The sequence below is a fragment of the Microbulbifer salipaludis genome, from assembly GCF_017303155.1.
GTDB classification, from domain to species: Bacteria; Pseudomonadota; Gammaproteobacteria; order Pseudomonadales; family Cellvibrionaceae; genus Microbulbifer; species Microbulbifer salipaludis.
Map to the genome: position 1 here is coordinate 83,843 of NZ_JAEKJR010000001.1, position 23,664 is coordinate 107,506.

Below are 23,664 nucleotides of genomic sequence, written 5' to 3' on the forward strand. Positions count from 1 at the left end.
GAGAATTCAAACGGCAAGGAATTCTTGAAGGGAAATAGTGGGCGTCCTTGCCCACTTTATCGGCGGAAGCCCCTAAATCTGGGTACTCGAACCTGAGGGCCAGTCAAATTCCACCGGCCACAGCTTTTGCGAGGACTGGTCGTAGGCCTCCCAAAGCTGCTGGTAGGTTTTGCCGACAACCGGATGCAGGGTATCCGGAGCCAGCTCCGACAGCGGTAGCAGCACAAACGCATTTTTCAGAATTTCATCGCGCGGCAGTTGTATCCCGTCGACTTCGCCGGTGAGTTCGTCGTAGGTGAGGATATCGATATCCAGCGTACGCGCGCTGAATTTTGGCCCGCTGCGCTGGCGACCATTTTCGTCTTCGATCTGGCGCAGGTGCAGTGCCAGCGCGCCCACGGACAGATCGGTGTCGATGGCGGCGACCAGGTTGTAAAAATCGTCGCCAGCAAAACCTACCGATTCGCTTTCATACACCTGGGATATGCGCAGGTCGCCGAATGCTTTAACTAATGCATCCAGACCGGCGCTCAAGTGTTTTTCACGCTCGATATTGCTGCCGAGACTCAGGTAAACGGTTGCCATGGTTCAGGCCTCCAAACTTTGTTTGGTGCCGCGCTCGATGATGACGCCCACATCGCGCGCGCCGCGCACGGCACCGGGCTTGGACAGACGCAGGCGCAGCCAGCGCACATTGAATTCCGTGCGCACGATTTCCGCGGCCTGTTCGGCCATGGTTTCCACCAGCAGGAATTCACTGCCCTCAATAAATGCAATCAGACGCTTGGCGACTGCCTTGTAATTAAGGGTGTGCTCGATATTGTCGGTGCGCGCTGCCTCGCGGATATCGAATGCCATTTCGATATCCAGACTGACGGTCTGGCGCACTTCCCGCTCCCAGTCATAAATGCCGATGATCGTATTGACCTTGAGATCGCGGATATAAACGATATCCAAAGGTAGTCTCCTGTTATTCCGTGTTTATTCCGCGCGCAGGGCGCCAGTTAATTCCGTCAGTGGCCAGCGCGGACGCACATCAATATCCAGGTCGGCGCGCTGGCCGGCCTGCAGCCGCAGGCAGCCAGCGTAGGCAATCATGGCACCGTTGTCGGTGCAGAATTCCTGACGCGGATAGTAGACATCGCAGCCATCTTCCGCGAGACGCGCTTCCAGGCGCTGGCGCAGCAGTTTGTTGGCGGACACGCCGCCGGCGATCACCAGGGTTTTGCGCCCGGCCTGCTTGAGCGCACGGCGGCATTTGATGACCAGGGTATCCACCACCGCTTCCTGAAAGGCTGCGGCAATATCCGCACAGGTCTGATCGTCTGGCAGCCCATCTTCAAGGGCGTGCTTTTGCACGGTGGTCAGGGTAAAGGTCTTGAGACCAGAAAAGCTGAAGTCGAGCCCCGGGCGATCGGTCATCGGGCGCGGGAAGGTAAAGCGCAGCGGGTCGCCCTGCTCCGCCAGCGCAGCCAGGCGCGGGCCACCCGGGTAGTCGAGGTCGAGCATTTTGGCCGCCTTGTCGAAGGCTTCACCGGCGGCATCATCCAGGGACTCGCCCAGCAGTGCATACTGGCCAAGGCCCTGCACATCCACCAGCTGGGTGTGGCCGCCGGACACCAGCAGGGCAACAAAGGGAAACGCCGGGGGATTCGCTTCCAGCATGGGCGCCAGCAGGTGGCCTTCCATATGGTGGACACCGATCGCCGGCACATCCCAGCCATACGCCAGTGCGCGGCCAGCGCAGGCACCCACCATCAGCGCACCAATGAGACCCGGGCCGGCGGTGTAGGCCACACCATCCACATCGGCGGGTTCGGTGCCGCTCTGAGCCATCACTTCGCGAATCAGGGGCAACAGTTTGCGCACATGGTCGCGACTGGCCAGTTCTGGCACGACGCCGCCGTAGTCCGCGTGCAGCTTCACCTGACTGTAGAGCGCATGGGCCAGCAGGCCCCGCTCGCTGTCGTACAGGGCAACACCGGTTTCATCACAGGAGGTTTCTATTCCGAGTACTCGCACGGGTTTCAAATGATCCTCAGCAATATCAGCCGGCCTAACCAGAATAACGGACAAATGACCGCTGCCGACCGGGTTTCAGGGGCGCTATCATACTCTGTGGGGCCCGCACCTATAAGGGGAATCGCGCTGCTAAGCCTGCGCCAACCGCCGAGGGTTCCCATGGTTCCGGCACTGTCAGGGCGACCGCAATGCCGACCATTATTACGACTATAGTGATAAGCCCGGTTCCAGCCTGCCATTAACGCCACGGATGAAGCAAAGAACGCGCTTGCAGGCTTGCGAAGGCCAGTTCATCTGTATAGAATTTGCGCCCTCGCTGTGAACCGGCCTCCGGATTGCATCTGCGAGATGAGCAATTTGCCGGAAAGGCCGCCAGGATCCAGGCCCCTGAAATCGGGGGAACTGGCCGAGAGAAACGAATTTTACAGGTAATCTAATGCCATCAGTACGCATCAAAGACAACGAACCTTTTGACATCGCACTGCGCCGCTTCAAGCGCTCCTGCGAAAAAGCCGGTGTACTCTCCGAAGTACGTCGCCGCGAGTTTTACGAGAAGCCGACCTCCGTTCGCAAGCGCAAGGCTGCTGCCGCTGTTAAGCGTCACGCCAAGAAAATGCAGCGCGAAAACCGCAAGTTCCAGCGTCTCTACTGAGTTCGAGCTTTCTCTCGCTCACAGCACGCTGACGCGAACGCGGTTCGCGGCCAGAAACGGCGCCCGAGTTTTCTCGCGCGCCGTTTTTTATTGCCCGCAAAAGCGGCGCAGGCCTTGCCAAACCGCCTTATTCCTCCAATATTGAGCACCTGAACCCAACCCCAATTGAATCCGGGACCGACCCAATGAGCACACTCAAGGACACTCTCGCCGCCGCCACCAAAGACGCCATGAAGGCACGTGACAAGGCGCGCCTGGCAACCCTGCGACTGATCAATGCCGAGATCAAGCGGGTGGAAGTCGATGAGCGGATCGAGCTCGATGACGCGCGCATCCTGGCCCTGCTGGACAAGATGACCAAGCAGCGCCGCGACTCCATTACCCAGTATGAGAAAGCGGGCCGCCCGGAGCTAGCGGAAGTGGAGCAGCAGGAAATCGAGGTTATCCAGGAGTTCCTGCCGGAACAGCTGTCGGAAGCGGAAATCCAGGAAATCGTCGCCGCCGCGGTCAAGGAAACCGGTGCCAGCAGCATGGCCGACATGGGCAAGGTCATGGCGCTGGTGAAACCCCAGGTGCAGGGCCGCGCCGATATGGGTGCCGTGAGCCGATTCGTGAAGGCCTCTTTCTAAAGGCCCGCGTTTGGCAGGCTGAAGGCTCTTTATGGCAGGCAAGATCCCGCAGTATTTTATCGACGACCTGTTGGCCCGCGCCGACATCGTGCCGGTGGTCGACAGCCGGGTAAAACTGCGCAAGACCGGGAAAAACTATTCCGCCTGCTGCCCGTTTCACGATGAAAAAACACCCTCGTTTACGGTAAGCCCCGACAAGCAGTTCTACTACTGCTTCGGCTGCGGCGCCAGTGGCAATGCGGTCGGCTTCCTGATGGAATACGATCGCCTGCCGTTCCCGGAAGCGGTGGAAAAGCTCGCCGCCAGCCTCAGCCTGGAAGTACCCCGCGAACAGCTGGCCCCGGCGCAGATCAAGCGCCAGCAGGAAAGCCAGTCGCTCTATCAGCTGACGGAAAAAGCCGCGGACTTCTACCGCGAGAAGCTGCGCGACCACAGCGTTTCCACCCCGGCGATTACCTACCTGAAGAACCGCGGCCTTTCCGGTGCCGTGTGCAAGGAATTTGGCATCGGCCTGGCACCGCCCGGCTGGGACAACCTGCTCACCCACCTGGGCACCAGCGCGGAAAAAGCGGAACAACTGGAACTGGCGGGGCTTGCCATCCGCCGCCAGGACAGTGACGGCAACCCGGCCAAGACCGAGCCCGGCAAGCGCCACCACTACGATCGCTTCCGCAACCGCATCATGTTCCCGATCCGCGACCAGCGCGGACGCACCATTGCCTTCGGCGGCCGGGTGCTGGGCGACGACAAACCCAAATACCTGAACTCCCCGGAAACCCCAATCTTCCACAAGGGCCGCGAGCTCTACGGCCTGTGGGAAGCCCGCCAGGCCAACCGCGAGCTGAAGCGACTGATCGTGGTGGAGGGTTATATGGACGTGGTGGCACTCGCCCAGTTCGGCATCCGCTGCGCGGTGGCCACCCTCGGCACTGCCTGTGGTGAGGACCATATCCAGCTCGCGTTCCGCCACACCGGAGAAATCGTGTTCTGTTTCGACGGCGACAAGGCCGGGCGCACCGCCGCCCGCCGCGCTCTGGAATCCGCGCTCCCGCACATGCAGGACGGCCGCAGCCTGCGCTTTTTACTGCTGCCCGAAGGCGAAGACCCCGACACCCTGGTGCGCCAGATCGGCGGTGAGCGCTTCGACCAGCTGATCGACGAGCAGGGGCGACCGCTGGAGGACTTCCTGTTCGACCTGCTCGGTGAAGGCATCAACATCCAGACCATGGATGGCCGCGCGCGCCTGTCCAAAGCCGCCGCACCGTTGCTCGACCTGCTGCCCGCCGGCGTCTACCGCCAGCTGATGTTCCAACAACTGGCCCGCCGCACCGGCCTCGAACAGGACATGCTGGAAGAGATCATCGCCGCGGAAAAAGCCCGCAGCGCCGAATTCGCCCGCCAGTCCAGGCCACCCGCCGCCCCCGAGTCCCCGCCGGAGACCCAGCCCAGCAATCCCGACACACGGACGGCAGCACCCCAAAGTGAACACCCACACACTGCGAATAGCCCCGTATTCGACGGCCCGCCACCGGACTATGACTACGCCGAGGCCGGGCCAGAGCACTATCCATCCGATGCCCCATCGGACGCCCCATCCGGCGCCGACGAATACAGCCCGCACCACGAGGCCCCGCGCCGGCGCAGCGGCCAGTACCGCCTGCCCGCAGAGCGCATGCTCATCGCCCTGCTACTGCACCATCCCAGACTGGCCGAGCATATCGATGACAACGCGCGCTTTCGCGACAGCAGCGATGCCGACCTCCAGCTGTTCGGCGAAGTCCTGCAGGTTTTGCACAAAAACCCGGGGCTCAACAGCAACCAGCTGTTTGGGCGGCTGCTGAACCTGGAGAGCAAGGAGGCCCGCGAGCTGCTGCCGCGCCTCGCCATGAGCCACCCCATTGTGGGCAGCGCCGGGCAGAAGCTGGAATATGACCCGGAAACCGAGTTTAACGACTGCCTGCGCACCCTGGACATTGCCGCCGAAAAACAGCGCAAGCGCGGCCTACTGGGCCAGCTCAAAAACAATGGCAACCAGCTGAGCCCGGAACAACTGGCGCTGCTGGCCCAGTTTCGCCGCAAACCGGACTGAGCCCGAAGCAAAGGCGCTGCTGCCACAAACACAGTTCAAAGCTCCCCCTTGAATTCCAGCGCACGAGCACCATATTTACAGACCCGCCGCATAAGCGGCCGGAGATCAAAGACAAGCGCGCCCGGACACCCTGAACCACGCCATCTGCCTTGACAGTCACTGTGGTTATTGCTATCGCATATACGCTATAATCCCGCGTCTTTGTCTCGACAAAAGTCCCGACTATCAATCCCCAGAATTCAGGGTTGTGCATGACCGACAAAACCCAGCAGCAAAAAACCACCTCCCGCATCAGAGAACTGATCGCCCGCGGCAAAGAGCAGGGCTATCTCACCTATGCGGAAGTGAACGATCACCTGCCCGAAGACATCTCCGATCCCGATCAGGTCGAAGACATCATCGGCATGATCAACGACATGGGCATCAAGGTGTTCGAACAGGCACCGGATGCCGAAGAACTGTTGATGGCCGAGGGCGACAGCTCCGCTGACGAAATCGCCGCCGCCGAAGCCGCCGCCGCACTCGCCGCCGTAGAATCCGATGTAGGCCGTACCACCGACCCGGTGCGTATGTACATGCGCGAAATGGGCACCGTCGAGCTGCTCACCCGCGAGGGCGAGATCGCCATCGCCAAGCGCATCGAAGAGGGCCTGCGTGAGCTGATGGCCGCGCTCGCCTACTGGCCCGGCGCGGTGCAGCAAGTCATCGACGAATACGCACTCATCGAGAAAGAAGAGCGCCGCATTCCCGACGTCATTGCCGGCTGGCTCGATCCCGCCGACGAAGTGCCCCCGGGTGCCCAGGCTGGCCAGGCTGCGGAAGCGCAGAAAAAAGACGACAGCAAAGACGGTGACGACAGCGATGATGACGACGATTCCTCGGAAGAAGAGGAAGAGAACGTTGGCGGTATCGATCCGGAAGAGCTCGCCGAGCGCATGAACGCGCTGATCGCTGCCCAAAAGAAAGCCGACGCCGCCATCAAGAAGCACGGCCGCGACTCCAAACAGGCCGGTGAGGCCATGGAAGCCGTAGGCGAAGTATTCCGCTTCTTCAAACTGGCACCGCGCCAGTTCGACCCGCTGTACAACGAAGTCCGCAATATTCTCGACGACGTGCGTGCGCAAGAGCGCCTGGTGATGAACCTGTGCATCAAGCGTGCCCGTATGCCGCGCAAAACCTTCATCAAGGAATTTCCCGGCAACGAGACCAATCTTGAGTGGATCCCCGCGATCATCAAGAAGAAGCGCGACTACTCTGACGCCCTGCGCCAGGTCGCCGAAGAGATCCAGCGCGCCCAGCGCAAACTGCAGCAGGCGCAGGACAAAGCCCAGCTGGACGTGGCCCAGATCAAAGAGATCAACCGTCGCATGTCCATTGGCGAGGCACGCTCGCGCCGCGCCAAGAAAGAAATGGTCGAGGCCAACCTGCGCCTGGTGATCTCTATCGCCAAGAAGTACACCAACCGCGGCCTGCAGTTCCTGGACCTGATCCAGGAGGGCAACATCGGCCTGATGAAAGCGGTCGACAAGTTCGAATACCGCCGGGGCTACAAGTTCTCGACCTACGCCACCTGGTGGATTCGTCAGGCGATCACCCGCTCCATTGCCGACCAGGCCCGCACCATCCGTATTCCGGTGCATATGATTGAGACCATCAACAAGCTCAACCGTATCAGCCGCCAGATGCTACAGGAGATGGGACGCGAGCCCACCCCGGAAGAGCTGGGCGAGCGTATGGAGATGCCGGAAGACAAGGTGCGTAAGGTCCTGAAGATCGCCAAAGAGCCGATCTCCATGGAAACCCCGATCGGTGACGATGAAGACTCCCATCTGGGCGACTTTATCGAAGACCAGAACCAGTCTTCACCGATCGACACCGCGACGTCCACCGGCCTGCACGACGCCACCCGCTCTGTGCTGTCCGGCCTGACGGCTCGTGAAGCCAAGGTGCTGCGCATGCGCTTCGGTATCGACATGAACACCGACCACACCCTCGAGGAAGTGGGCAAGCAGTTCGATGTTACCCGCGAGCGTATCCGTCAGATCGAAGCCAAGGCGTTGCGCAAACTGCGCCATCCTTCGCGCTCCGAACACCTGCGCAGCTTCCTGGACGAATAATGAGGACCGCCGGTTAAACGGCAATACTTTCCGTCCATACTGAAAAGCCCGGTTCGCCGGGCTTTTTTGTGGGCCAGCGAATTATTTCAAACCGATGACACAGTGGAGGGCTACACAGAACCATGGAAGAGCAGTTTGTGAATAAACCCGGCAAAACCGGTCTCTCTCGCCTGATCGACGCCACCGAGTACTCCCGTCAGGGGCTTATGGCTACCTGGCGCAACGAAGCGGCCTTCCGCCAGGAAGTAATCCTCGCGATTTTCCTGATCCCCGCCGCCCTGTGGCTGGGTGAGTCCGGTGTCGAGCGCGCCCTGCTGATCGGCGTGACCCTGTTGGTGATGATCGTTGAGTTGCTCAACAGCGCGGTGGAAGCGGTGGTGGACCGGGTCGGGCCGGAAAAACACCCCCTGTCCAAAATCGCCAAAGACACGGGCTCCGCCGCGGTATCCATCTCCCTGCTACTGTGGGCATCCACCTGGGCCTGCATCCTACTGCCCCGCTGGATCGGCTGACGCCCGAGCCAAGCGAGATTGCCCGTCAAAATCTGTGACCGCCGGGGTAAAACCCGGCAGTCCCCTCCCGCTCAACTAAAATTCCCGAACCAATGTACCAACTGGTGCACGCAATGGATCTGCGTGTTTACAGCTCGATGCGCCACCACGCAGAGCCACCAAAAAGAAACGTACCAGGGACGGAATCATGCGGTATCCCAGCGCGGGCCGTGCGTGTAACGCCGGCGCCTCCAGGCTTTGTTTACTGGCCATGCCGGCCATACTCACCTCGCTGGCATCCGGCGCCAGCACAGCCCAGGTGCTACTGGGCAGCGAGGATGATCGCTATCTTCTCACCCCAAACAGTCCCGGCAGCCGTCTTCTCGACACCACCTTCGACGGGGGCACCGGCCGCGATACCCTTACCATTCAGGGGCTTGAGCTGGAAAATCCGGCACGCCTGCGGCGCTGGGAAACCATCAGCCTCGAACAGGCCACACGCCTGACGCTCAACAGCAGCCTGATATTCGGCGATGCGGGGCACCATCCCGGGCACCTGGGCATCAGTAGTGACAGCGCTTTGCTGCTGCCCCACTACAGCGCCGGCCTGTACACCAGCGGTGGCCAGGCACTCTCCGTGTTCAATGCCGGCACCATCGACCTGAGCGGACAAACCGCCAATCAACTGCTGATCCGGGGCGACTATATTGGCGGCGCCGGCAGTGCCATTCGCATGGATCTGGTCGCCGGCGGCGACGATAGCCTTGCCGACCGCGTGATCATCGACGGCGGCCATGCCAGCGGCAGCACCCGGCTCTACTTCAACCGGCTGGCCGGCAGCGGCGCCGATACCCAGGACGGCATCCTCGTCGTAGAGGCCCGCAACGGCGGCAGCACGTCTGGCAATGCGTTTTATATGCCGCAGTCCGTCTCCGCCGGCCCCTACGAATACCACCTGTTTCGCGGCACGGGGGATCCGGCGGACCACAACTGGTACCTGCGCTCCACCCTCAGCCCCGGTGAGCAGCCTGTAACCCAGCCCGCCGGTGAGGCCAGCGGAATGGCTACCGGCAGCACCCTGAGCCTCCCCGCGACGGCGTCTCCCCTCGCCGCACCCCCGATCGGCGGCAACCCGGTCCCGATCTACCGGCCCGAGATTCCCCTGTACGCCCAGGCCAAGTCCCTCGCCCGCCTCACCTCGCTGCAGGAAATTGGCAGCTATCACAAACGCCGGGGAGAGCAGCGTAGCTGGTTCGATGGCGTCAATGACGACTGGATGCGTGTGCACCACATGCGCGCCGACTACAACTGGCACGGCGACGTCAGCAACCGCTTCGACGGCAATATCACCGGGTTTCAGGTAGGTACCAATTTCTGGTCCGCCCCCACCTGTACCGGCGGCGCACGGGAAATGGGCCTGTTCGTCGGCAGTACCCGCGCCAGCGGCGACGTCACCGGCTTTGCCCGAGGCTTCCGCGACTACCGCGCCGGCCGCAACCAGCTCACCAGTTATCACGTGGGTTATTACTTCAATGACTATCGCCCGGATATGGGCTACTTCGATTTCACCGCCAAGGTGGCCTACCTGGAGCTGGACAGCGAATCCTCACGCGGCATTGGCGGCACCGTCACCGGACCGCAGCTCACCCTTTCGGTAGAGAAAGGCTTCGCCTGGCAACCATCCGAACGGTTCCACATCGAACCGCAACTACAGGCGGTGGTGAACTACAGCAATTTGAGCGCCTACTACGATGATATTTCCTGGGTCGAACCGGACATGACCCCGGAGGCCAACTTCCGTGCCGGGCTGCGCGCCTACCCTACCGGCAACCAAGGAGAAACCCAGTGGCTGGGCGGCAACCTACGCCTCTACCTGTTTGGCAACATCTGGCATACCCTCGGCGGCAACGACCAGCTGCAGTTCGACCTGAACCTGCAGCTCGATCTTGAGCGGCAAGCGACCTGGGGGGAGTTCGGGGGTGGTGTAGTGCTACTTGAGAGCAAACTCGGCAGCGCATTTCTAAACCTCGGCTACCAGCGCTCCCTCGACGACCTGGACTGGTCCGGAGCCAACGCCAGTCTCGGCTTCAACTGGGCCTGGTGAAATACTTGCCGTCCGTGGCAAAGCGTTGATTTGGCAACAGAAATCGAGTACTTTCCCAACCCGCTCGCAAGCCCTTGCGAGCCCCGGTGGGGGCCCTTAGCTCAGTTGGTTAGAGCATCCGACTCATAATCGGCAGGTCCTGGGTTCAAGTCCCGGAGGGCCCACCATTTTCTTTACCCGTTCCTTACCTTTCCCTGCCGCCACTCCCAGACAAACACTTTTATGCGTTGCGCCGATCACGCGGCCGATTCTGTGGCATCCGCGGCGGGCTTAGTGCGCGACTGCAACACCGCGAGAGCCACCACGGTAATCGCCAGCGGCGGGAACGATGCCCAGAGTACGGTGCTCCAGCCATAGGCACTCAGGATCCCGCCAGACGCAAACGAGCCCAACGCCATCAGGCCGAACACGATGAAATCGTTGGCAGACTGTACCCGGGTTTTTTCCGCCTCACTGTGGCATTCGAGCACCAGTGCAGAGGCGCCGAGGAATCCAAAATTCCATCCCAGTCCGAGCAGAATCAGGGTCCACCAGAAATGGACTACCTGCATGCCACCCAGGCCGACCGCGGCGGACAGGCCGATCAGTACCAGCCCCACCATCATCACCCGCTCGGCGCCGAAGCGCGCGATAAGTTTTCCGGTGAAAAAGCTGGGCGCGAACATGGCGATCACATGCCACTGTAGGCCGAGGTTGGACGATGCCGTGGAATGCCCGTGCATATGCATCGCCAGGGGTGCGGCGGTCATCAGGAAGTTCATCAGGGTGTAGGAGATGGCCCCGCAGGTTGCGGCGGCGATAAAACGCGGCTGTTTCACGATAAGCGACAGTGGTCGCCCACCTTTTTGCGCCTGCGCAGTGGGCTTCGGCAGCCGCACCCCCAACAGGATCACTGCAGAGAGTGCTGCCACTGCGGCCTGTGCATAGAAGGTGGCGGCAAACATCGGCTGCGGTAACAGATCCATGGTCCAGTTCACCAGCTGCGGGCCCACAACCCCCGCCGCCACGCCACCGGCCATGACCAGCGAAAGCGCCTGGGCCTTGCGCTCAGGAGCCACCGCATCTGCCGCCGCAAATCGGAATGACAGCACCACCGCGGCATAGGCACCGCCAAAAAATGTGGACAGGCAAAATAACCAGAAGCCAGTCACACCGCCGACATACACCGCGACCACCGCTGTTAACCCGGCCAGCACACCGGCACCGGCGCCGGATAAAAATGCCGCACGACGTCCATAGCGCCCGGCGATGGCTCCTGCAGGCAAAGTGCACAGTGCCATGCCCAACACGAAAATGGTCAGTGGCAGGGTTGCCAGTATCGGTGACGGTGCCAGCGCACTGCCTACGATGGCACCGGTGGCATAGGCGACTACTGAGTTGGCACCGGCAAGCGCCTGAGCAATGGCGAGCCGCCAGATATTGCTGCGCTGGACGCGGGCGCTCGCGACGGGTGCCGTTTCGGCAGCGGGAGAAAATTCAGGTTCCATGGATGGATACTCGTTACAGCAAATTATTAAATGACCACAGCAAGCGTGCGCCGGTGAATCAGCGGTAAGGTGCGCGCAGTAGGCCGGCGATCTTCTCCATCGGCAAGGTCAAGGTAACTTCACCCATCGAGTAAGGGCCAAGAGTGTACACGCCGTATAACAACTCGAGGCCATCGTCAGTCATACGGAAATCGCTACTGCGCGCAAAGGGCCAGTTCTGGCGAAAATCCGCATCCGCCCCCTGTGCATCCAACCACTGGCGATGTGCTTCTTCTGCCGCCTGCCAAAACTCGTCCTCTTTCTCCGCCTCGATCACATCTGCCAGCGAAAGCTTCGATTGCTTTGCAAGATCCCAGTTCAACCAGTGGCGCACCGGCATACCGTGGGCACCACCGCTGTATACGTAACTGCTGATAACAATGGTCAGCACATCGCCTCGGCGCGCGAGCATTTTGGTATCGCCGTTCAATTCCCAGCGGGCGGCAGACATATCCGCGACGTCGGCGGCATCGTCAATAAATTTCTGTGCAACCTTATCCAACGAATCGAGCGATGGGGTACTGCTGTCAACATCGCCCTGAAGCTGCTGCAGCAACTGCTCATAGACGGCATCGTTCAACGCCGGATGGTCGATATAGACCTCACGACGAATGGAAACGGAAGTACAATCTTCCGGCGAAGCGCAATTGGGCGCCAGCATTTCCAGAGCTTCTGCTTCCGAGTTCAATGCTGCCGCAGGTTCGGAGTTTTCTTTTTCGCAGCCTGAAACCGCTGATATGACCAACAGAATTACGGTAACCGTTTTAAGCAACTTCGAGTTTTGCAACATAGGCCTCATTGAATTAAGCACTCCGTTCTGATTCAAAAGCATGCCCCACCACAGCCCTAGTAAACAGGCACCATCGTACCTCAAGTTAAATTGCCGCCCGGAAAAACGCTTGTTACTCTAGCCTGCGCTCAATGGACTGAACGATGCACAGGATAGGAAATCACGCATGGGGAATCTGCAACTACACCAGCAATCCAACGCCCTCCAGGCCTGGGGCACCAGCGGCCAAGGCCGCACCATTTTCGCCACTGGCAGCCAACGCCAGATTCTCGACAATTTCACACAACTTAGCCAGCAGCAGAGTAGCGAAGGCTATCATGCCCAAGCCTTGGTTAAAGCCGTCAACAGCCTGCGAGGCGATGCCAGCCCAGTCAACAGCATGCTCAAACCCAATCATCCCACCCGTCGATTGCTGATCGCGGGAGGGTTTGAGATTGAGTATGAGTTGAATAGTTACTATGGAGGCTGCCAGACGGATGTGGAGATTGTGGGTATTCGGTTGGCGACAGGAGAAGCAGAAAACTTCAAACGACCGGCGCTATGGCAGATAGAGAAGAATGAAAGAGGAGCACTTGATTTCCCGCCGAAACCCAGTTCGCGACTAACCCCAACAAAAAAACAGCCAGGTAGCGCGAAAATCCCTGTGAAAATTGGCGTAAATGGGCAATTAGGTGCGACAAATGATGTTCCAACGCTGATGGCAAGCCATATTAGCCACGGAGATACCGCCAAGCGCAGAGCACTGCGAGAATCTGGCTTTCAACTTCTATACGTCCCCCCAGAAAATAGTGCCTGGGTTGCCGGCTGGCGCACTCTCAAGTCCCTGGGTAATCAGGGATCAGAGCAGCAACGCAAGGCGGCACGAATTCTCGCGCAACATATGCTCGAAGCCCACCAGCAAAACCTGCACGTGGAGTGGACCAGCCAGGGCGAGGGGGCATGGGTGCTGATCGAGGCCATGCAGCACTTACAGCAGCAACAGGTAGACCTGCGGCAGCAACAGAAGATCTTTCTCAGTGACCACACCCGCAGTCGCTTCAGCGCTGACCGCGCGCGCCGCGCATTGAATATGAATCTCGAGGATGATAAATGGCACAACGCCGCCCCGGGGCTACCGCAAACCGTCGGCGGGGAGCAATTCGGCCTGGCACCACTGCTCAGTGCCGGCAACGATCTGCTACATCACACTCCCAGGGAAGAGCGCTTGGGGAAAACAATAAATCTGACGTACCAGACTGGTGAATACCTGTTCAAGAAATGGGGCGCGGCGGGTGTAGCCGGAGGCCTTGCCGCCTCTACCGGCGGCTCCGCTTCGCTGGCCGTAGCCGTGGTAAAGGCGCTACACAACCTGGCTCCCACCCTAATCGCATCAATTCCTGGCGCGAGGAATTACTACTTCAAGAATACCGGCGATCAACTGCAAAACTTGGTCAACAAGCAACAGAAACGCTGAGCCAGTGTAAGAACAGGATATCCATATGTGGTTTGGTAACGAACAAAATCCCAAAGGGCCGAGCTGGCACAAGGCTCGGCCGGTCATCAAGGAGCTGTCGGACACTCGCGTAGCTCTCCGAGCGCCGCCACTACAACCCAACGTCTACATGCCTTTTGCTTTCGACGATGAGCCTGACTGCTTTGATCTAGACTCGCCTGACACACTCGAGGCCATTGACTACCGCAGCCCAAAGCCTCCCGGCAGCGAACGATCAGACCGTCGCATAACAATCTGGAGCAGCGGCTGGAACTTTACCGGCCGCCCACTACTGGACGGAGCCAGCATCGGCGATTTGCAAGTCGAACTGGTACTTGAAGAAATCGACGAGCTACCGATAAATTGCAGCTTATTTCGGCGAGAAGATCTTACGCGCTACGCAAAAGGATATTTTAGCGAGGGCTGGCTAGGTAGTTTTCACCATGGTTTTGGAGAACCGGACGAACGTAATATTTACGATCTCTCGCCACCCCACTGGCCTAACTATCTGGCCCCGCTGAACAATCAATGGCTTGGGCTTAATGGCCAAAACTGGCTGTACTTTGAAGCACAGCCACTACGCGAAGGGTCCGACGATTTCTACTGGTTATGTCCTATCGGCCACCGCCGCTGCTTACGAGCCACCTTTTCCGTCGCACGACACCTGTCAAATGCGGGAAATTCCTACCGCGTACAACGCTCTCCCATCGACAACTACCGGGACCTGATGGAAAAAATCATGTCCACCATCACCGTGGAGCTATCCGAACAGTCGCGACAAGAACAGCTCTCGATTGAAAACCCGGAGAACCACTACCCGCTGTTTCACTGCACTGCGGCTCAGGTGGAGCAAGCCAAACACATACTGTATATGCGCAGTGACATCGGCTATCGCGACAAATCCAAACTCCAGGACGCCGATCACCGTGCTCCCAAAGAAGACGTTGCGGCGTTTATCGACAAGCGCGTCCAACCCCGCCCTCTTCCGGGCTGCCTCGGCATAGGCCCCGCCTTCGCGAAAACCGATACAGTGGCACCAAAAACTTCACCTCCGGCCGAAATTAAGCTCCAGGCCGAAAACAAGTAGGCCCCTCCGGGGCGCTCACTGCTCTCCCCCGTCAGGTTCCCGTGTTAAAGTGCAAGGTTCGCACCCAACCTGCCCCTGTAAAACCTGCGCGGGAGCCGCTTTTGATCACCTTCAACCTCAACAGTATTCGCCGAATGGCCGACGAGGGCAGTTTCGCCCGCGGTGAGGATTACTTCGCCCGCGGGCGGGTGATGGAGGCGTATTACGACAAGGAAACCGAGACCTACCACGGGCGCGTGAAGGGCTCGGCCCGGTATGTGTATCGCGTGGAGCTGGATGTGGAGCGCGGCCGGTTGGTAGGCCTGTGTTCCTGCCCGGTGGGACTGAACTGCAAACATGCGGTGGCGACGGCCCTCACACTGCTGCACGAGGAACGCGAGCCCGCGGACGCCACGGGCGACACCGCGCCTTCCGCGCAGTCCCAGGCACCCGCGTGGCAGCATTGGCTCGACGAATTACCCGCGGCGCCCGGCACGGAACCGGCACCACTGGAGCCCGGCAAGCATTACCTGCTGTACTTCCTGGAACTGGACGACAAACAGCAATTGCGCCTGACCACCAAGAAGGCCTACCTGAAAAAAGATGGCAGCTGGAGTCAGTTCAAGTACTTTCCGGTAGAGAGCACAAAGCTCGGCTGGAACCGCCCCAGCCACCTGCTCGACGACGATGTCACCATTTTGCAGCTGGTGCCGCGGGTGAATGCGGCGGGGCGGCTTGGCCTTATCGGCGAACAGGGGCGGCGCGCGCTGATGCTGCTTCTCGACAGCGGTCGTTTTTATTTCGAAGACTGCGCACTGCAAAGGGGCCCCGCCCGCCGTCTCAGCTGGCAGTGGCAGGCGCAGGACGGAAACACCCAGCAGCTGCGTGCGCAACTGGAAGGCATCGACGATAACGGCCACTGGCAACTGCTGCCCGTGGCACCGCCCTGTTACCTCGATACCGAAAACGCCACCATCGGCGACATCACAACCCCCCTGCCCGCCGCACAGCTGCAACACCTGCTGGCGATGCCCGCAGTTTCCAAAGAGGAGCTGGGCCTGATGGCGGTACAGATGCGGCAGAAGATTCCCGCCACGCAGCTGCCCTTACCGGTGGAGCCGCGGCTGGAAACAGTCACCCGCCATACGCCACACATCACCCTGGTGAGTTGTGCCCTCGACCATCTCAAACTGCCCGCGCTGAAGCTGCATTTCGACTACGCGGGGTTTCCATTACCCCCGGCCTACAGCCGCCACTTCGACGGCCCGGAAAGCACATGCGAGCAGGGCGGTACCTATTACCATATCCAGCGCGACCTTGAGGCAGAGCGCCAGCACTGTGATGCCATTTACCAACAAGGGCTATACCTGATACCCGAGGAGCTGGGTGGACAGGAAGAAGTCTGGCTCACGGATTCCCACGGTCCACAGGATATTCCCCAGCGCTGGCGCGCGTTCCTGAAAGACACCCTGCCGGCACTGGAGCAACAGGGCTGGGTGATCGATACCGACCCGAGCTACCAGTTTGATACCACCCGCGCGGACATCGCCATGCGGCTGGCGGACAGCGACAGCCACTGGTTTGAATTTGGCCTGGACCTGACACTGGCCGATGGCCGCCAGTTTCCCATCGCCGAACTGGTGGAGCACTGGCTGGAGCAGGATGCCCCGGATGAACTGACCATCAATCTGGACGGCGATTGGGTCAGCGTGAATACCCAGCCGCTACAGAGCATCCGTGGCCTGCTGCTGGACCTGTTAAAGGAGAAGAAGCTCGGCGGCGCAGTGCGCTTACCCGCGTTCCAGGCCGCGCAGTTTGACGCGCTGGCAGAGCTGGATGAGCGCAAGGCACCCGCCACGCGCAAAATGATCGCGCAATTGCGGGACTTTTCCGGGCTGGAAACGGTTCCCGTACCCAAAGGGCTTAACGCCACCCTGCGCCCCTACCAGCAGGAAGGGCTTAACTGGTTGGTGTTCCTGCAGCGCTACGGCTTCGGCGGCATCCTCGCTGACGATATGGGACTAGGGAAAACACTGCAGACACTCGCGCTTGTGCAGCACATGAAGGAAACCGGCGCACTGAATCGGCCCGCACTGGTGATTGCGCCCACCAGCCTCACCGGCAACTGGCAGCACGAAGCCGCGCGCTTTACGCCCGACCTGCGTGTCACCCTGATCCACGGCCCCCAGCGTGCCGAGGCGTTTACTCACATCAACAAGAGTGACCTGGTGATCACCACCTACCCGCTACTGGTGCGGGACTGGGAGCGATACAGCAAGCGCAAGTTCAGTGTGGTGGCACTGGACGAGGCGCAGGCCATCAAAAACCCCACCACCCAGGCGGCCGAGTGTGTCAGGCGCCTCAAGAGCGAGACCCGGCTGTGCCTATCCGGCACGCCGTTGGAGAATCACCTGGGAGAACTCTGGTCACTGATGGATTTTGCCCTGCCGGGGCTGCTGGGCGGCCGTAAGACCTTTAACGAAGCCTACCGTACGCCCATCGAAAACCGCGGCGAATTCGAACGGCAGCAGGAGCTGGCGCGCAGGGTGCGGCCGTTCATGCTGCGGCGCACCAAATCGGAAGTGGTGTCCGAGCTGCCGCCGAAGACCGAAACCATCCAGTATGTGGAGCTGGGCAGAAAGCAGCGGGCCCTGTACGAAAGCGTGCGCATCAGTATGGAAAAGCGCATTCGCGAACTGGTCGCACGGCAAGGCATTGCCAGAAGCCATATCGAGTTTCTCGACGCCCTGTTAAAACTGCGCCAGACCTGTATCGACCCGCGCCTGGTCAAGCTCGACAAGGCCGCCGGTATTCAGGAAAGCGCCAAGATGGAGTGGCTGCAGGAAAGCCTGCCGCAACTGCTGGAGGAAGGGCGCAATATCCTGATCTTCTCCCAGTTCACCGAAGTGCTGAAACTGGTGGAAGCGCAGCTGCAGGATACGCACATCGACTACACCAAGCTCACCGGCCAGACCCGCAAACGGCAGCAGGCCATCGACAGTTTCCAGAACGGTGAGGTGCGGGTATTCCTGATCAGCCTCAAGGCCGGCGGTGCCGGTCTCAACCTCACCGCCGCAGATGTGGTGATTCATCTCGACCCCTGGTGGAATCCGGCTGTGGAAAACCAGGCCACCGACCGCGCCCACCGCATCGGCCAGGACAAGCCGGTGTTTGTGTACAAGCTGGTGGCGGAAAACACCGTGGAGGAGCGCATTCACCAGATGCAGCAGCAGAAGCAGGCACTGGCGGATGCGTTGTTTGACGCCGCCGCCTCCAGCGGATTGCCCAAGGACAAAGACGCCCTGCTGTCGCTGCTGGGCGCGGACCATTGAGGCCCACTGCCGGCCAGAAAAGGAAATCGAAAAAATACATTGCGAAAAGCGTCAGAACGAAGCGCTCAGACCAATGCCAAAAAAATTCACATCCGCATATTGATCAATAAATTCCTGCGAGCGCCGCGCGTGATAGGCGCTCCAGTGATAGCGTCCGGTGGGCAGCACCAGCCCGAACTGCCACTCCCCTACCCGGGTTTCTTTTTCCACGCTGTGGCTGTCCTTGAAGGTATTACCGTCGAGGAAAATATCCCGAGACACAAACCGCAGCTGCAGCTCGGAATACAGGTACCAGCCGCCTGCGCGCATGCCGCTTTCCGGGCCGGTGGTATAGGGGGCAAGCGCACTGACCTCGAGGCTCGAAAACAGATCGCGGCCAAACCGCACACCCACCCCGGATACCAGTGACCGGTTCACGTTGCCGAGATGGCCACCCAGGGTAGCGGACCATTCCAGCTGCAGGCCACGCTCCCCCACCGACTGGATATGAGCCCACTTGCGCGCATAGCTCAACTGCAGGGTAGGTTCGTCGCGCAACTGGTTTTCCCAGCCGTTCACGTCGTAGGTGCGCAACAGGGCGTGCGTAGCGCGCTGTGCCTGCTCAGCACCGGAGGATGGACCGACAATGCCCACGGAAACTTCAAAACGCTCGGCGACGCGCAACGATGATCCAGGATTCAGGTCCACCGACTGCAGGGCACCACCGAGATACAGCCAGCCCGCATAGGGGCGGTCGTATTCCAGCAAATCGGTTTCAAACACTTCGAAGGGTGTAAAAATTGCCTGCCCGAGAAAAACCTGCGTGGCCAGCTCACGATTCTGGTAGCGCTCGGGCAACAGAGACTGAACCCAGCCGGCCGGGCCGTCTGTGGTATAGGAAAGCCTGAGCCCCTGCGTGTAATCCGCATCACTGGTGCGGCCGAAAGAATCGTTTTCCAGCTGCAGGGAAATACCGCCTGCGCTGGCCGTGGCGCTGCCGATGGCGAGAAAAATCGCACCCATCCATTGGACGCTTCTCAGCCAACGTAGCGAAGTTCCATTTCGCGTTATCGTTTTCATCCCCAGATTTTAGGAGGGGGCGGGGATTCCTCCACAAACCCGGGTCGACAGGTACGCCTGGCTCACAGCCAGTCATTGATGGACGGTCATTCGGGTTTTTTGCGCCGGGTAGACACCCCGACAATCACCCCGACAATCACACCGATCAGAGTGCCGAACAGGGTACCGAGCAGGTGACTGGATACCGCCACGTCGGCCTCGATCATACTGGCGGTTGCCGCACTCGGCCCGGCAAGCAGCTCCCAGCCAACTTTGACGAAGCAGCCTATGAGCAGCAGGCCCCCGGACCAGCGCCGCTGGAACAGCTCGCTCACCGCCGCGAAACAGAAGAGTCCGTGCAGTACACCGGAGAGGCCGTAATAGACCTGAACCTCGGGGAACCAAAACCACAGGCCGGCGCTGATCAGCAACGACAGCACCACCGTCAGCTCTAGATACGCCACCACCGGGTGACGCTTCCCGAGCAAGCAGCTCTGCCCAAACACGAACCACACGGCCACGATCGCCACACCATTCAATAGCAGGTGCGCGCTATTGGTGTGTACCAGATGCCCGCTCAGCAGCCGCCACCACTGGCCCCCGGCCAGCAGGGCGCGATCGTACATGAACAGGTCGGGGTAGGCGGACTGAGCCAGCTGCAGCAGGACACACAGCAACAGCAGGATGGCCGGACCGCCGATACTGGCGATCAGTTTGGCTCGATCAAATTCAAACATCAGATGCAAACAACAGGTTCAAACATAGTAACGGTGCGTGCATGCAGCACGTGGCGGGCAATTTCAGATGACCGCACTATGTTGCAAAAATGCCGGCCAGGCAATTCTCTGCCCGCGCTCCCCACGGGTCTCAGGCGCCCGACGTTTTCAGCACGCACACCTGGTCGCCGTAGTAGTTGTCGGCATAGTTGCATTCCAGGTTGCATTCCAGAGTACCTTCCCGCTGCGAGGCGGGTTTGGCTTCAGGATTCCACATGGTGTTTTTCCTCGTTGGGTGAATGTATTGCGCCGGCTCCCTGTGGGCGCGCGGTTACAGGAGCCAAGGTAGCGCACCAGCCAGAGAAAATAAAATCAATTAAAACTTTTAAATCAATATCGTTAGGCTATCAAATCAGCTCGACTCAGCTCCGGTTACCGCCCATCCACTGCACCTTCCCCAGCCCGGTTTGTGATGCGCTGCGCAATGTGTGAGGTTTGCGCTTATTCCCGGCGTGTGGCGGCTAATACGGCGATTTTTACACTACAGTTATTTCATAGGCCCTGCCGATTTTTGACCGTTCTGCGCCCACTCAGCCCCCGCGAGTACGCACCCCAAAAACCGGAGCGGCATCAGCATCAGCGTACAAGCAGTCGAGGTCATCACCATGAATACGCAGCTGCCGACAAAATCCCAGCCCCCCGCCAAGGCGGCTCTGCTCGCCAAACCGTCGAAAGCCGGCTTGCAGCCTGCTTCCGGCAAAGCCGACAGTAATGTCGCCAACCTCAGCTTGCGCTATCCCAAAGACCTTGAACGCTGTTTTGTGCTTGGCAATAACTGAACCTTACGCGTGGGCATAATGCCCGAGCCGAGTCGGCTGCTATCTTGAAGGTTCTTTTTCTTTACCTTTGAGGAACCGCCATGTCCTCCAGCCCGCTCAAGATTCTCGCCATCTCCGGCAGCCTGCGCGATAGCTCGTTTAATAGCGCGGCACTCAAAACCGCCGCGGACATCGCCGGTGAAAGTGCCAAATTCACCTTTGCCGACCTCGCGGGTATTCCGCTTTACGACCAGGACCTGCGGGACAAGGGTGTCCCCGAGGCAGTCGAGCGCCTGCAGCAGCAGGTACTGGAAGCCGATGCCATTCTCTTCTCGACCCCGGAGTACAACTACTCCATCTCCGGCGTTCTCAAAAATACTATCGACTGGCTCTCCCGCGTTGACCCACAGCCGTTTGCCGACAAGCCCGTGGCGGTAATGAGTGCCAGCATGAGCGCGTTTGGCGGTGCACGCGCGCAATACGATCTGCGCCGGGTAATGATTTATCTGAATGCGCACTTTGTGAACAAGCCGGAGGTCATGATCAGCTTCGCCCACAAGAAGTTCGATTACAGCGGCACATTGAACGATGACGACACCAGACAACATATCGGCAAGCTGGTGACGGCATTGGGGGAGTGGCAACACCGCCTGCAGCCTTAAACACTTGTGCAAGTCGTGTGGTGTGCTGCACAGCTACAGATGAAACCTAGCTCAGAATGACGCCTATGACCTCCACATGACTACCGAGAAATTTTCCCTGGCAACACATTTGCTACTCTGGCAGCACAACTACATTTGCACTATTCAAACCTCGCAGTTTTTCAACTTGGAAAGCCAACCTTATGACAATCACAGCAAAAAAAATAAATGGCGGTTGTAACCTCATACTCGCATCGGCAACTGTAGTCGCCGCTCTCTTTTTGGGCTCTCAGGTGACAGCGCAAGAGGCCAATAGCCTGAACAGCCCGGTGCGCAGCCAGGACCCCGCCAACTTCAGCAGCAAAGACGTGCTGGACCACCTGTCACCCCACATCTGGCAGGGGGAAAATCTGGCCTACACCAAATCCGCGCCCACCATCGCCAAGGCCCAGACCGAATACGCCAAGATGATGCCGAAAAGCATCCAGGAAGTAGTGAAAGGGAAGATCTACCACGCCTATGGTTTCCAGGTGGCCTCGACAATGATCGCGGTGGGCGACGATGGCCTGATCGTGATCGACCCGGGCTCCGACAACGACAGCGCGAAGGCAACCCGCGAGGCCTTTCTCAAGGCCGTACCATCAGCGGCGAACCTCCCGGTGACCGCGATCATTTATACGCACCGACACCCCGACCATCCATTCGGCTCTGCGGGCTGGGGTGTCAGCGAGGAAGATGTCGCCAGCGGCAAGGTGAAAATCATTGCCTCCGAGCACTTTGTCGAAAACCTGGTGAATGACGTGGGTGTGGTCGGCAACATTCTCACCCAGCGCACGGCGTACGTGGGCGGCTACCCCAAGCAAAGCGCCGAGGGCCTGGTGCATGTGGCGATCGGCCCGACGTTTGCCGCCGGACCTATTTCGCTGTATTTGCCCACCGACACGGTAAAGACCAATGAGCCCCTGAAACTCAAGATCTCCGGGATCGACGTCGAAGTGTTCCATGCCTATGGCGACGCCGGCACCGACGAGGTGGATATCTACTTTCCCGAGTTTCGCCATGTACATGGTTCGGAAACCATTCAGGGGGAGACCTTTCCCAATCTGTATTCCCTGCGCGGCACATCCTACCGGGACGTGGCCAAGTGGCTTGATGGTGTAGAAATTTTGCTGGGATATGCGCAGAAGGCGGACACCTATTCCGGGTCGCACATGCGCGCCTGGAAGGGCAACGACTTCATCATCGACCGAATCCGCAACTACCGTGATGCCATCCAGTACGTGCATGATCAGACCATCTACTGGACCAACCTGGGTTACACGCGCGACGAGCTCGCCGAAAAAGTGGTGTTGCCGGAACCCTACGCGAGCGATCCGTGGCTACAGGAGTATTACGGGACGGTGGCGCACTCGGTAAGAAATATCTACGGGGGCTACATCGGCTGGTGGGAAGGAGACCCCACACAGTTGGCACGTCCCGGGCCGAAGGCTACATCAACGCAGTATGTACGTGTGATGGGTGGTCGCGATGCGGTGCTGAAAGAGGGGCGCAAAGCCATCGACAACAAAAATTATGGCTGGGCCGCCGAGGTGCTCACGCACCAGATCAACGTCGATCCCAGCGACATGGAAGCACGTAAATTAAAAGCCGAGGCGCTGCGCCAGTGGGGCTATTTGCAAACCAATATCTACTGGCGCATGTACGGCATTTCCGGAGCCAATGAACTCGATGGCACCATCGATCGCTCCATGCCGTGGAACTTTGCCGATCCGGCGATTGTAAAAGCGCTACCCACGACCGCACTGCTGAAAACCATGAGCGTGCGTCTCAATGCCGATCGCGCGGCCAATGCGAAGATGAATGTGCAGTTTGTTATTTCAGATACCAATGAGGCGGCAGGCTTCAAGGTACGCAACAAGATTGCCGCCTATATCGATGGCAAGATGGCCAAACCGGATGTCACCATAACGGGCCCTAAAGGCGCCATCCTGAAAACGGTCGCCACCGGGAAACTCGCCGAGGGTGTCACCGTGACCGGTGACAAGGGTGCGGCAAGCCAATTTCTGGGCCTATTCGATATCATCACCCCGAACGACGTCAATCTGGTGCTGCCACCCGGCGCACCGCTCAAACCGTAAAAATTTCCCCTGCAACAAAAAAGC

Annotated in this window: 20 protein-coding genes and 1 tRNA gene; 13 read left to right on the plus strand and 8 right to left on the minus strand. The window is 59.6% G+C overall.

Going from position 1 to position 23,664, the window contains the following annotated elements; all coding sequences use genetic code 11:
* Positions 1–72 precede the first annotated feature (72 nt).
* From folK to tsaD, 3 genes are read right to left on the minus strand one after another with little or no spacing between them, the layout of a single operon-like run.
* Positions 73–585, minus strand: a complete 513-nt coding sequence (folK, locus tag JF535_RS00340) for a 2-amino-4-hydroxy-6-hydroxymethyldihydropteridine diphosphokinase (protein ID WP_206997814.1) — start codon at positions 583–585, stop codon at positions 73–75.
* A gap of 3 nt (positions 586–588) precedes the next feature.
* Entirely contained in the window at positions 589–957 is a 369-nt protein-coding gene (gene folB, locus JF535_RS00345; RefSeq protein WP_206997815.1) for a dihydroneopterin aldolase, read from the minus strand.
* Positions 958–981: 24 nt separating this feature from the next.
* Positions 982–2,022, minus strand: coding sequence for a tRNA (adenosine(37)-N6)-threonylcarbamoyltransferase complex transferase subunit TsaD (gene tsaD, locus JF535_RS00350; protein ID WP_207000067.1), 1,041 nt, complete (start codon positions 2,020–2,022; stop codon positions 982–984).
* Between the two features lie 436 nt (positions 2,023–2,458).
* Between tsaD and rpsU the strand changes: the two genes are divergently transcribed.
* The 7 genes from rpsU (at position 2,459) to JF535_RS00385 (ending at position 10,271) form a co-directional block, all read left to right on the plus strand.
* Positions 2,459–2,674, plus strand: coding sequence for a 30S ribosomal protein S21 (rpsU, locus tag JF535_RS00355; RefSeq protein WP_010133379.1), 216 nt, complete (start codon positions 2,459–2,461; stop codon positions 2,672–2,674).
* A gap of 185 nt (positions 2,675–2,859) precedes the next feature.
* Entirely contained in the window at positions 2,860–3,303 is a 444-nt protein-coding gene (locus JF535_RS00360; protein WP_206997817.1) for a GatB/YqeY domain-containing protein, read from the plus strand.
* A 31-nt stretch (positions 3,304–3,334) separates the two neighbouring features.
* Positions 3,335–5,392, plus strand: a complete 2,058-nt coding sequence (dnaG, locus tag JF535_RS00365) for a DNA primase (protein WP_206997819.1) — start codon at positions 3,335–3,337, stop codon at positions 5,390–5,392.
* 251 nt (positions 5,393–5,643) lie between these two features.
* Entirely contained in the window at positions 5,644–7,509 is a 1,866-nt protein-coding gene (gene rpoD, locus JF535_RS00370; protein WP_206997821.1) for an RNA polymerase sigma factor RpoD, read from the plus strand.
* Between the two features lie 122 nt (positions 7,510–7,631).
* Positions 7,632–8,021, plus strand: coding sequence for a diacylglycerol kinase (locus JF535_RS00375; RefSeq protein ID WP_066959290.1), 390 nt, complete (start codon positions 7,632–7,634; stop codon positions 8,019–8,021).
* 187 nt (positions 8,022–8,208) lie between these two features.
* Positions 8,209–10,104, plus strand: a complete 1,896-nt coding sequence (locus tag JF535_RS00380) for an autotransporter family protein (protein ID WP_206997830.1) — start codon at positions 8,209–8,211, stop codon at positions 10,102–10,104.
* 90 nt (positions 10,105–10,194) lie between these two features.
* Positions 10,195–10,271, plus strand: a tRNA-Ile gene (locus tag JF535_RS00385).
* 69 nt (positions 10,272–10,340) lie between these two features.
* On the opposite strand, the gene JF535_RS00390 is transcribed toward JF535_RS00385, so the two are convergent.
* A complete protein-coding gene (locus tag JF535_RS00390) occupies positions 10,341–11,591 on the minus strand; it encodes an MFS transporter (protein ID WP_206997832.1) in 1,251 nt (416 codons plus the stop codon).
* 58 nt (positions 11,592–11,649) lie between these two features.
* Positions 11,650–12,462 (minus strand): DUF3298 and DUF4163 domain-containing protein, encoded by an 813-nt coding sequence (locus JF535_RS00395; RefSeq protein ID WP_206997834.1) that lies wholly within the window; start codon positions 12,460–12,462, stop codon positions 11,650–11,652.
* Between the two features lie 124 nt (positions 12,463–12,586).
* On the opposite strand from JF535_RS00395, the gene JF535_RS00400 reads away from it, so the two are divergent.
* The 3 genes from JF535_RS00400 (at position 12,587) to JF535_RS00410 (ending at position 18,289) form a co-directional block, all read left to right on the plus strand.
* Positions 12,587–13,873: a hypothetical protein gene (locus JF535_RS00400; RefSeq protein ID WP_206997835.1), complete on the plus strand. Its 1,287-nt coding sequence runs from the start codon at positions 12,587–12,589 to the stop codon at positions 13,871–13,873.
* Positions 13,874–13,898: 25 nt separating this feature from the next.
* Positions 13,899–14,978, plus strand: coding sequence for a hypothetical protein (locus tag JF535_RS00405; protein ID WP_206997837.1), 1,080 nt, complete (start codon positions 13,899–13,901; stop codon positions 14,976–14,978).
* A 101-nt stretch (positions 14,979–15,079) separates the two neighbouring features.
* Positions 15,080–18,289: a DEAD/DEAH box helicase gene (locus JF535_RS00410; RefSeq protein ID WP_206997839.1), complete on the plus strand. Its 3,210-nt coding sequence runs from the start codon at positions 15,080–15,082 to the stop codon at positions 18,287–18,289.
* Positions 18,290–18,340: 51 nt separating this feature from the next.
* On the opposite strand, the gene JF535_RS00415 is transcribed toward JF535_RS00410, so the two are convergent.
* The 3 genes from JF535_RS00415 to JF535_RS16820 all read right to left on the minus strand — a co-directional run bounded on the left by JF535_RS00415 (position 18,341) and on the right by JF535_RS16820 (position 20,320).
* A complete protein-coding gene (locus JF535_RS00415; RefSeq protein ID WP_206997841.1) occupies positions 18,341–19,291 on the minus strand; it encodes a lipid A deacylase LpxR family protein in 951 nt (316 codons plus the stop codon).
* A gap of 143 nt (positions 19,292–19,434) precedes the next feature.
* A complete protein-coding gene (gene rrtA, locus JF535_RS00420) occupies positions 19,435–20,064 on the minus strand; it encodes a rhombosortase (protein WP_206997843.1) in 630 nt (209 codons plus the stop codon).
* Between the two features lie 130 nt (positions 20,065–20,194).
* A complete protein-coding gene (locus tag JF535_RS16820; protein WP_277987198.1) occupies positions 20,195–20,320 on the minus strand; it encodes a hypothetical protein in 126 nt (41 codons plus the stop codon).
* Between the two features lie 388 nt (positions 20,321–20,708).
* On the opposite strand from JF535_RS16820, the gene JF535_RS00425 reads away from it, so the two are divergent.
* The 3 genes from JF535_RS00425 to JF535_RS00435 all read left to right on the plus strand — a co-directional run bounded on the left by JF535_RS00425 (position 20,709) and on the right by JF535_RS00435 (position 23,640).
* Entirely contained in the window at positions 20,709–20,882 is a 174-nt protein-coding gene (locus tag JF535_RS00425) for a hypothetical protein (protein ID WP_206997851.1), read from the plus strand.
* A gap of 80 nt (positions 20,883–20,962) precedes the next feature.
* On the plus strand, positions 20,963–21,523 hold the full coding sequence (locus tag JF535_RS00430; RefSeq protein WP_206997854.1) for an NADPH-dependent FMN reductase: 561 nt from the start codon (positions 20,963–20,965) through the stop codon (positions 21,521–21,523).
* A gap of 272 nt (positions 21,524–21,795) precedes the next feature.
* A complete protein-coding gene (locus tag JF535_RS00435) occupies positions 21,796–23,640 on the plus strand; it encodes an alkyl sulfatase dimerization domain-containing protein (RefSeq protein ID WP_206997856.1) in 1,845 nt (614 codons plus the stop codon).
* Positions 23,641–23,664: the final 24 nt, after the last annotated feature.

Coding starts and splice junctions, on each gene's coding strand:
- folK (WP_206997814.1), bottom strand. CDS start 585: ATGGCAACCGTTTACCTGAGTCTCGGCAGCAATATCGAGCGTGAAAAA.
- rpsU (WP_010133379.1), top strand. CDS start 2,459: ATGCCATCAGTACGCATCAAAGACAACGAACCTTTTGACATCGCACTG.
- JF535_RS00360 (WP_206997817.1), top strand. CDS start 2,860: ATGAGCACACTCAAGGACACTCTCGCCGCCGCCACCAAAGACGCCATG.
- dnaG (WP_206997819.1), top strand. CDS start 3,335: ATGGCAGGCAAGATCCCGCAGTATTTTATCGACGACCTGTTGGCCCGC.
- rpoD (WP_206997821.1), top strand. CDS start 5,644: ATGACCGACAAAACCCAGCAGCAAAAAACCACCTCCCGCATCAGAGAA.
- JF535_RS00375 (WP_066959290.1), top strand. CDS start 7,632: ATGGAAGAGCAGTTTGTGAATAAACCCGGCAAAACCGGTCTCTCTCGC.
- JF535_RS00380 (WP_206997830.1), top strand. CDS start 8,209: ATGCGGTATCCCAGCGCGGGCCGTGCGTGTAACGCCGGCGCCTCCAGG.
- JF535_RS00390 (WP_206997832.1), bottom strand. CDS start 11,591: ATGGAACCTGAATTTTCTCCCGCTGCCGAAACGGCACCCGTCGCGAGC.
- JF535_RS00395 (WP_206997834.1), bottom strand. CDS start 12,462: ATGCTTTTGAATCAGAACGGAGTGCTTAATTCAATGAGGCCTATGTTG.
- JF535_RS00400 (WP_206997835.1), top strand. CDS start 12,587: ATGGGGAATCTGCAACTACACCAGCAATCCAACGCCCTCCAGGCCTGG.
- JF535_RS00405 (WP_206997837.1), top strand. CDS start 13,899: ATGTGGTTTGGTAACGAACAAAATCCCAAAGGGCCGAGCTGGCACAAG.
- JF535_RS00415 (WP_206997841.1), bottom strand. CDS start 19,291: ATGGGTGCGATTTTTCTCGCCATCGGCAGCGCCACGGCCAGCGCAGGC.
- rrtA (WP_206997843.1), bottom strand. CDS start 20,064: ATGTTTGAATTTGATCGAGCCAAACTGATCGCCAGTATCGGCGGTCCG.
- JF535_RS16820 (WP_277987198.1), bottom strand. CDS start 20,320: ATGTGGAATCCTGAAGCCAAACCCGCCTCGCAGCGGGAAGGTACTCTG.
- JF535_RS00425 (WP_206997851.1), top strand. CDS start 20,709: ATGAATACGCAGCTGCCGACAAAATCCCAGCCCCCCGCCAAGGCGGCT.
- JF535_RS00430 (WP_206997854.1), top strand. CDS start 20,963: ATGTCCTCCAGCCCGCTCAAGATTCTCGCCATCTCCGGCAGCCTGCGC.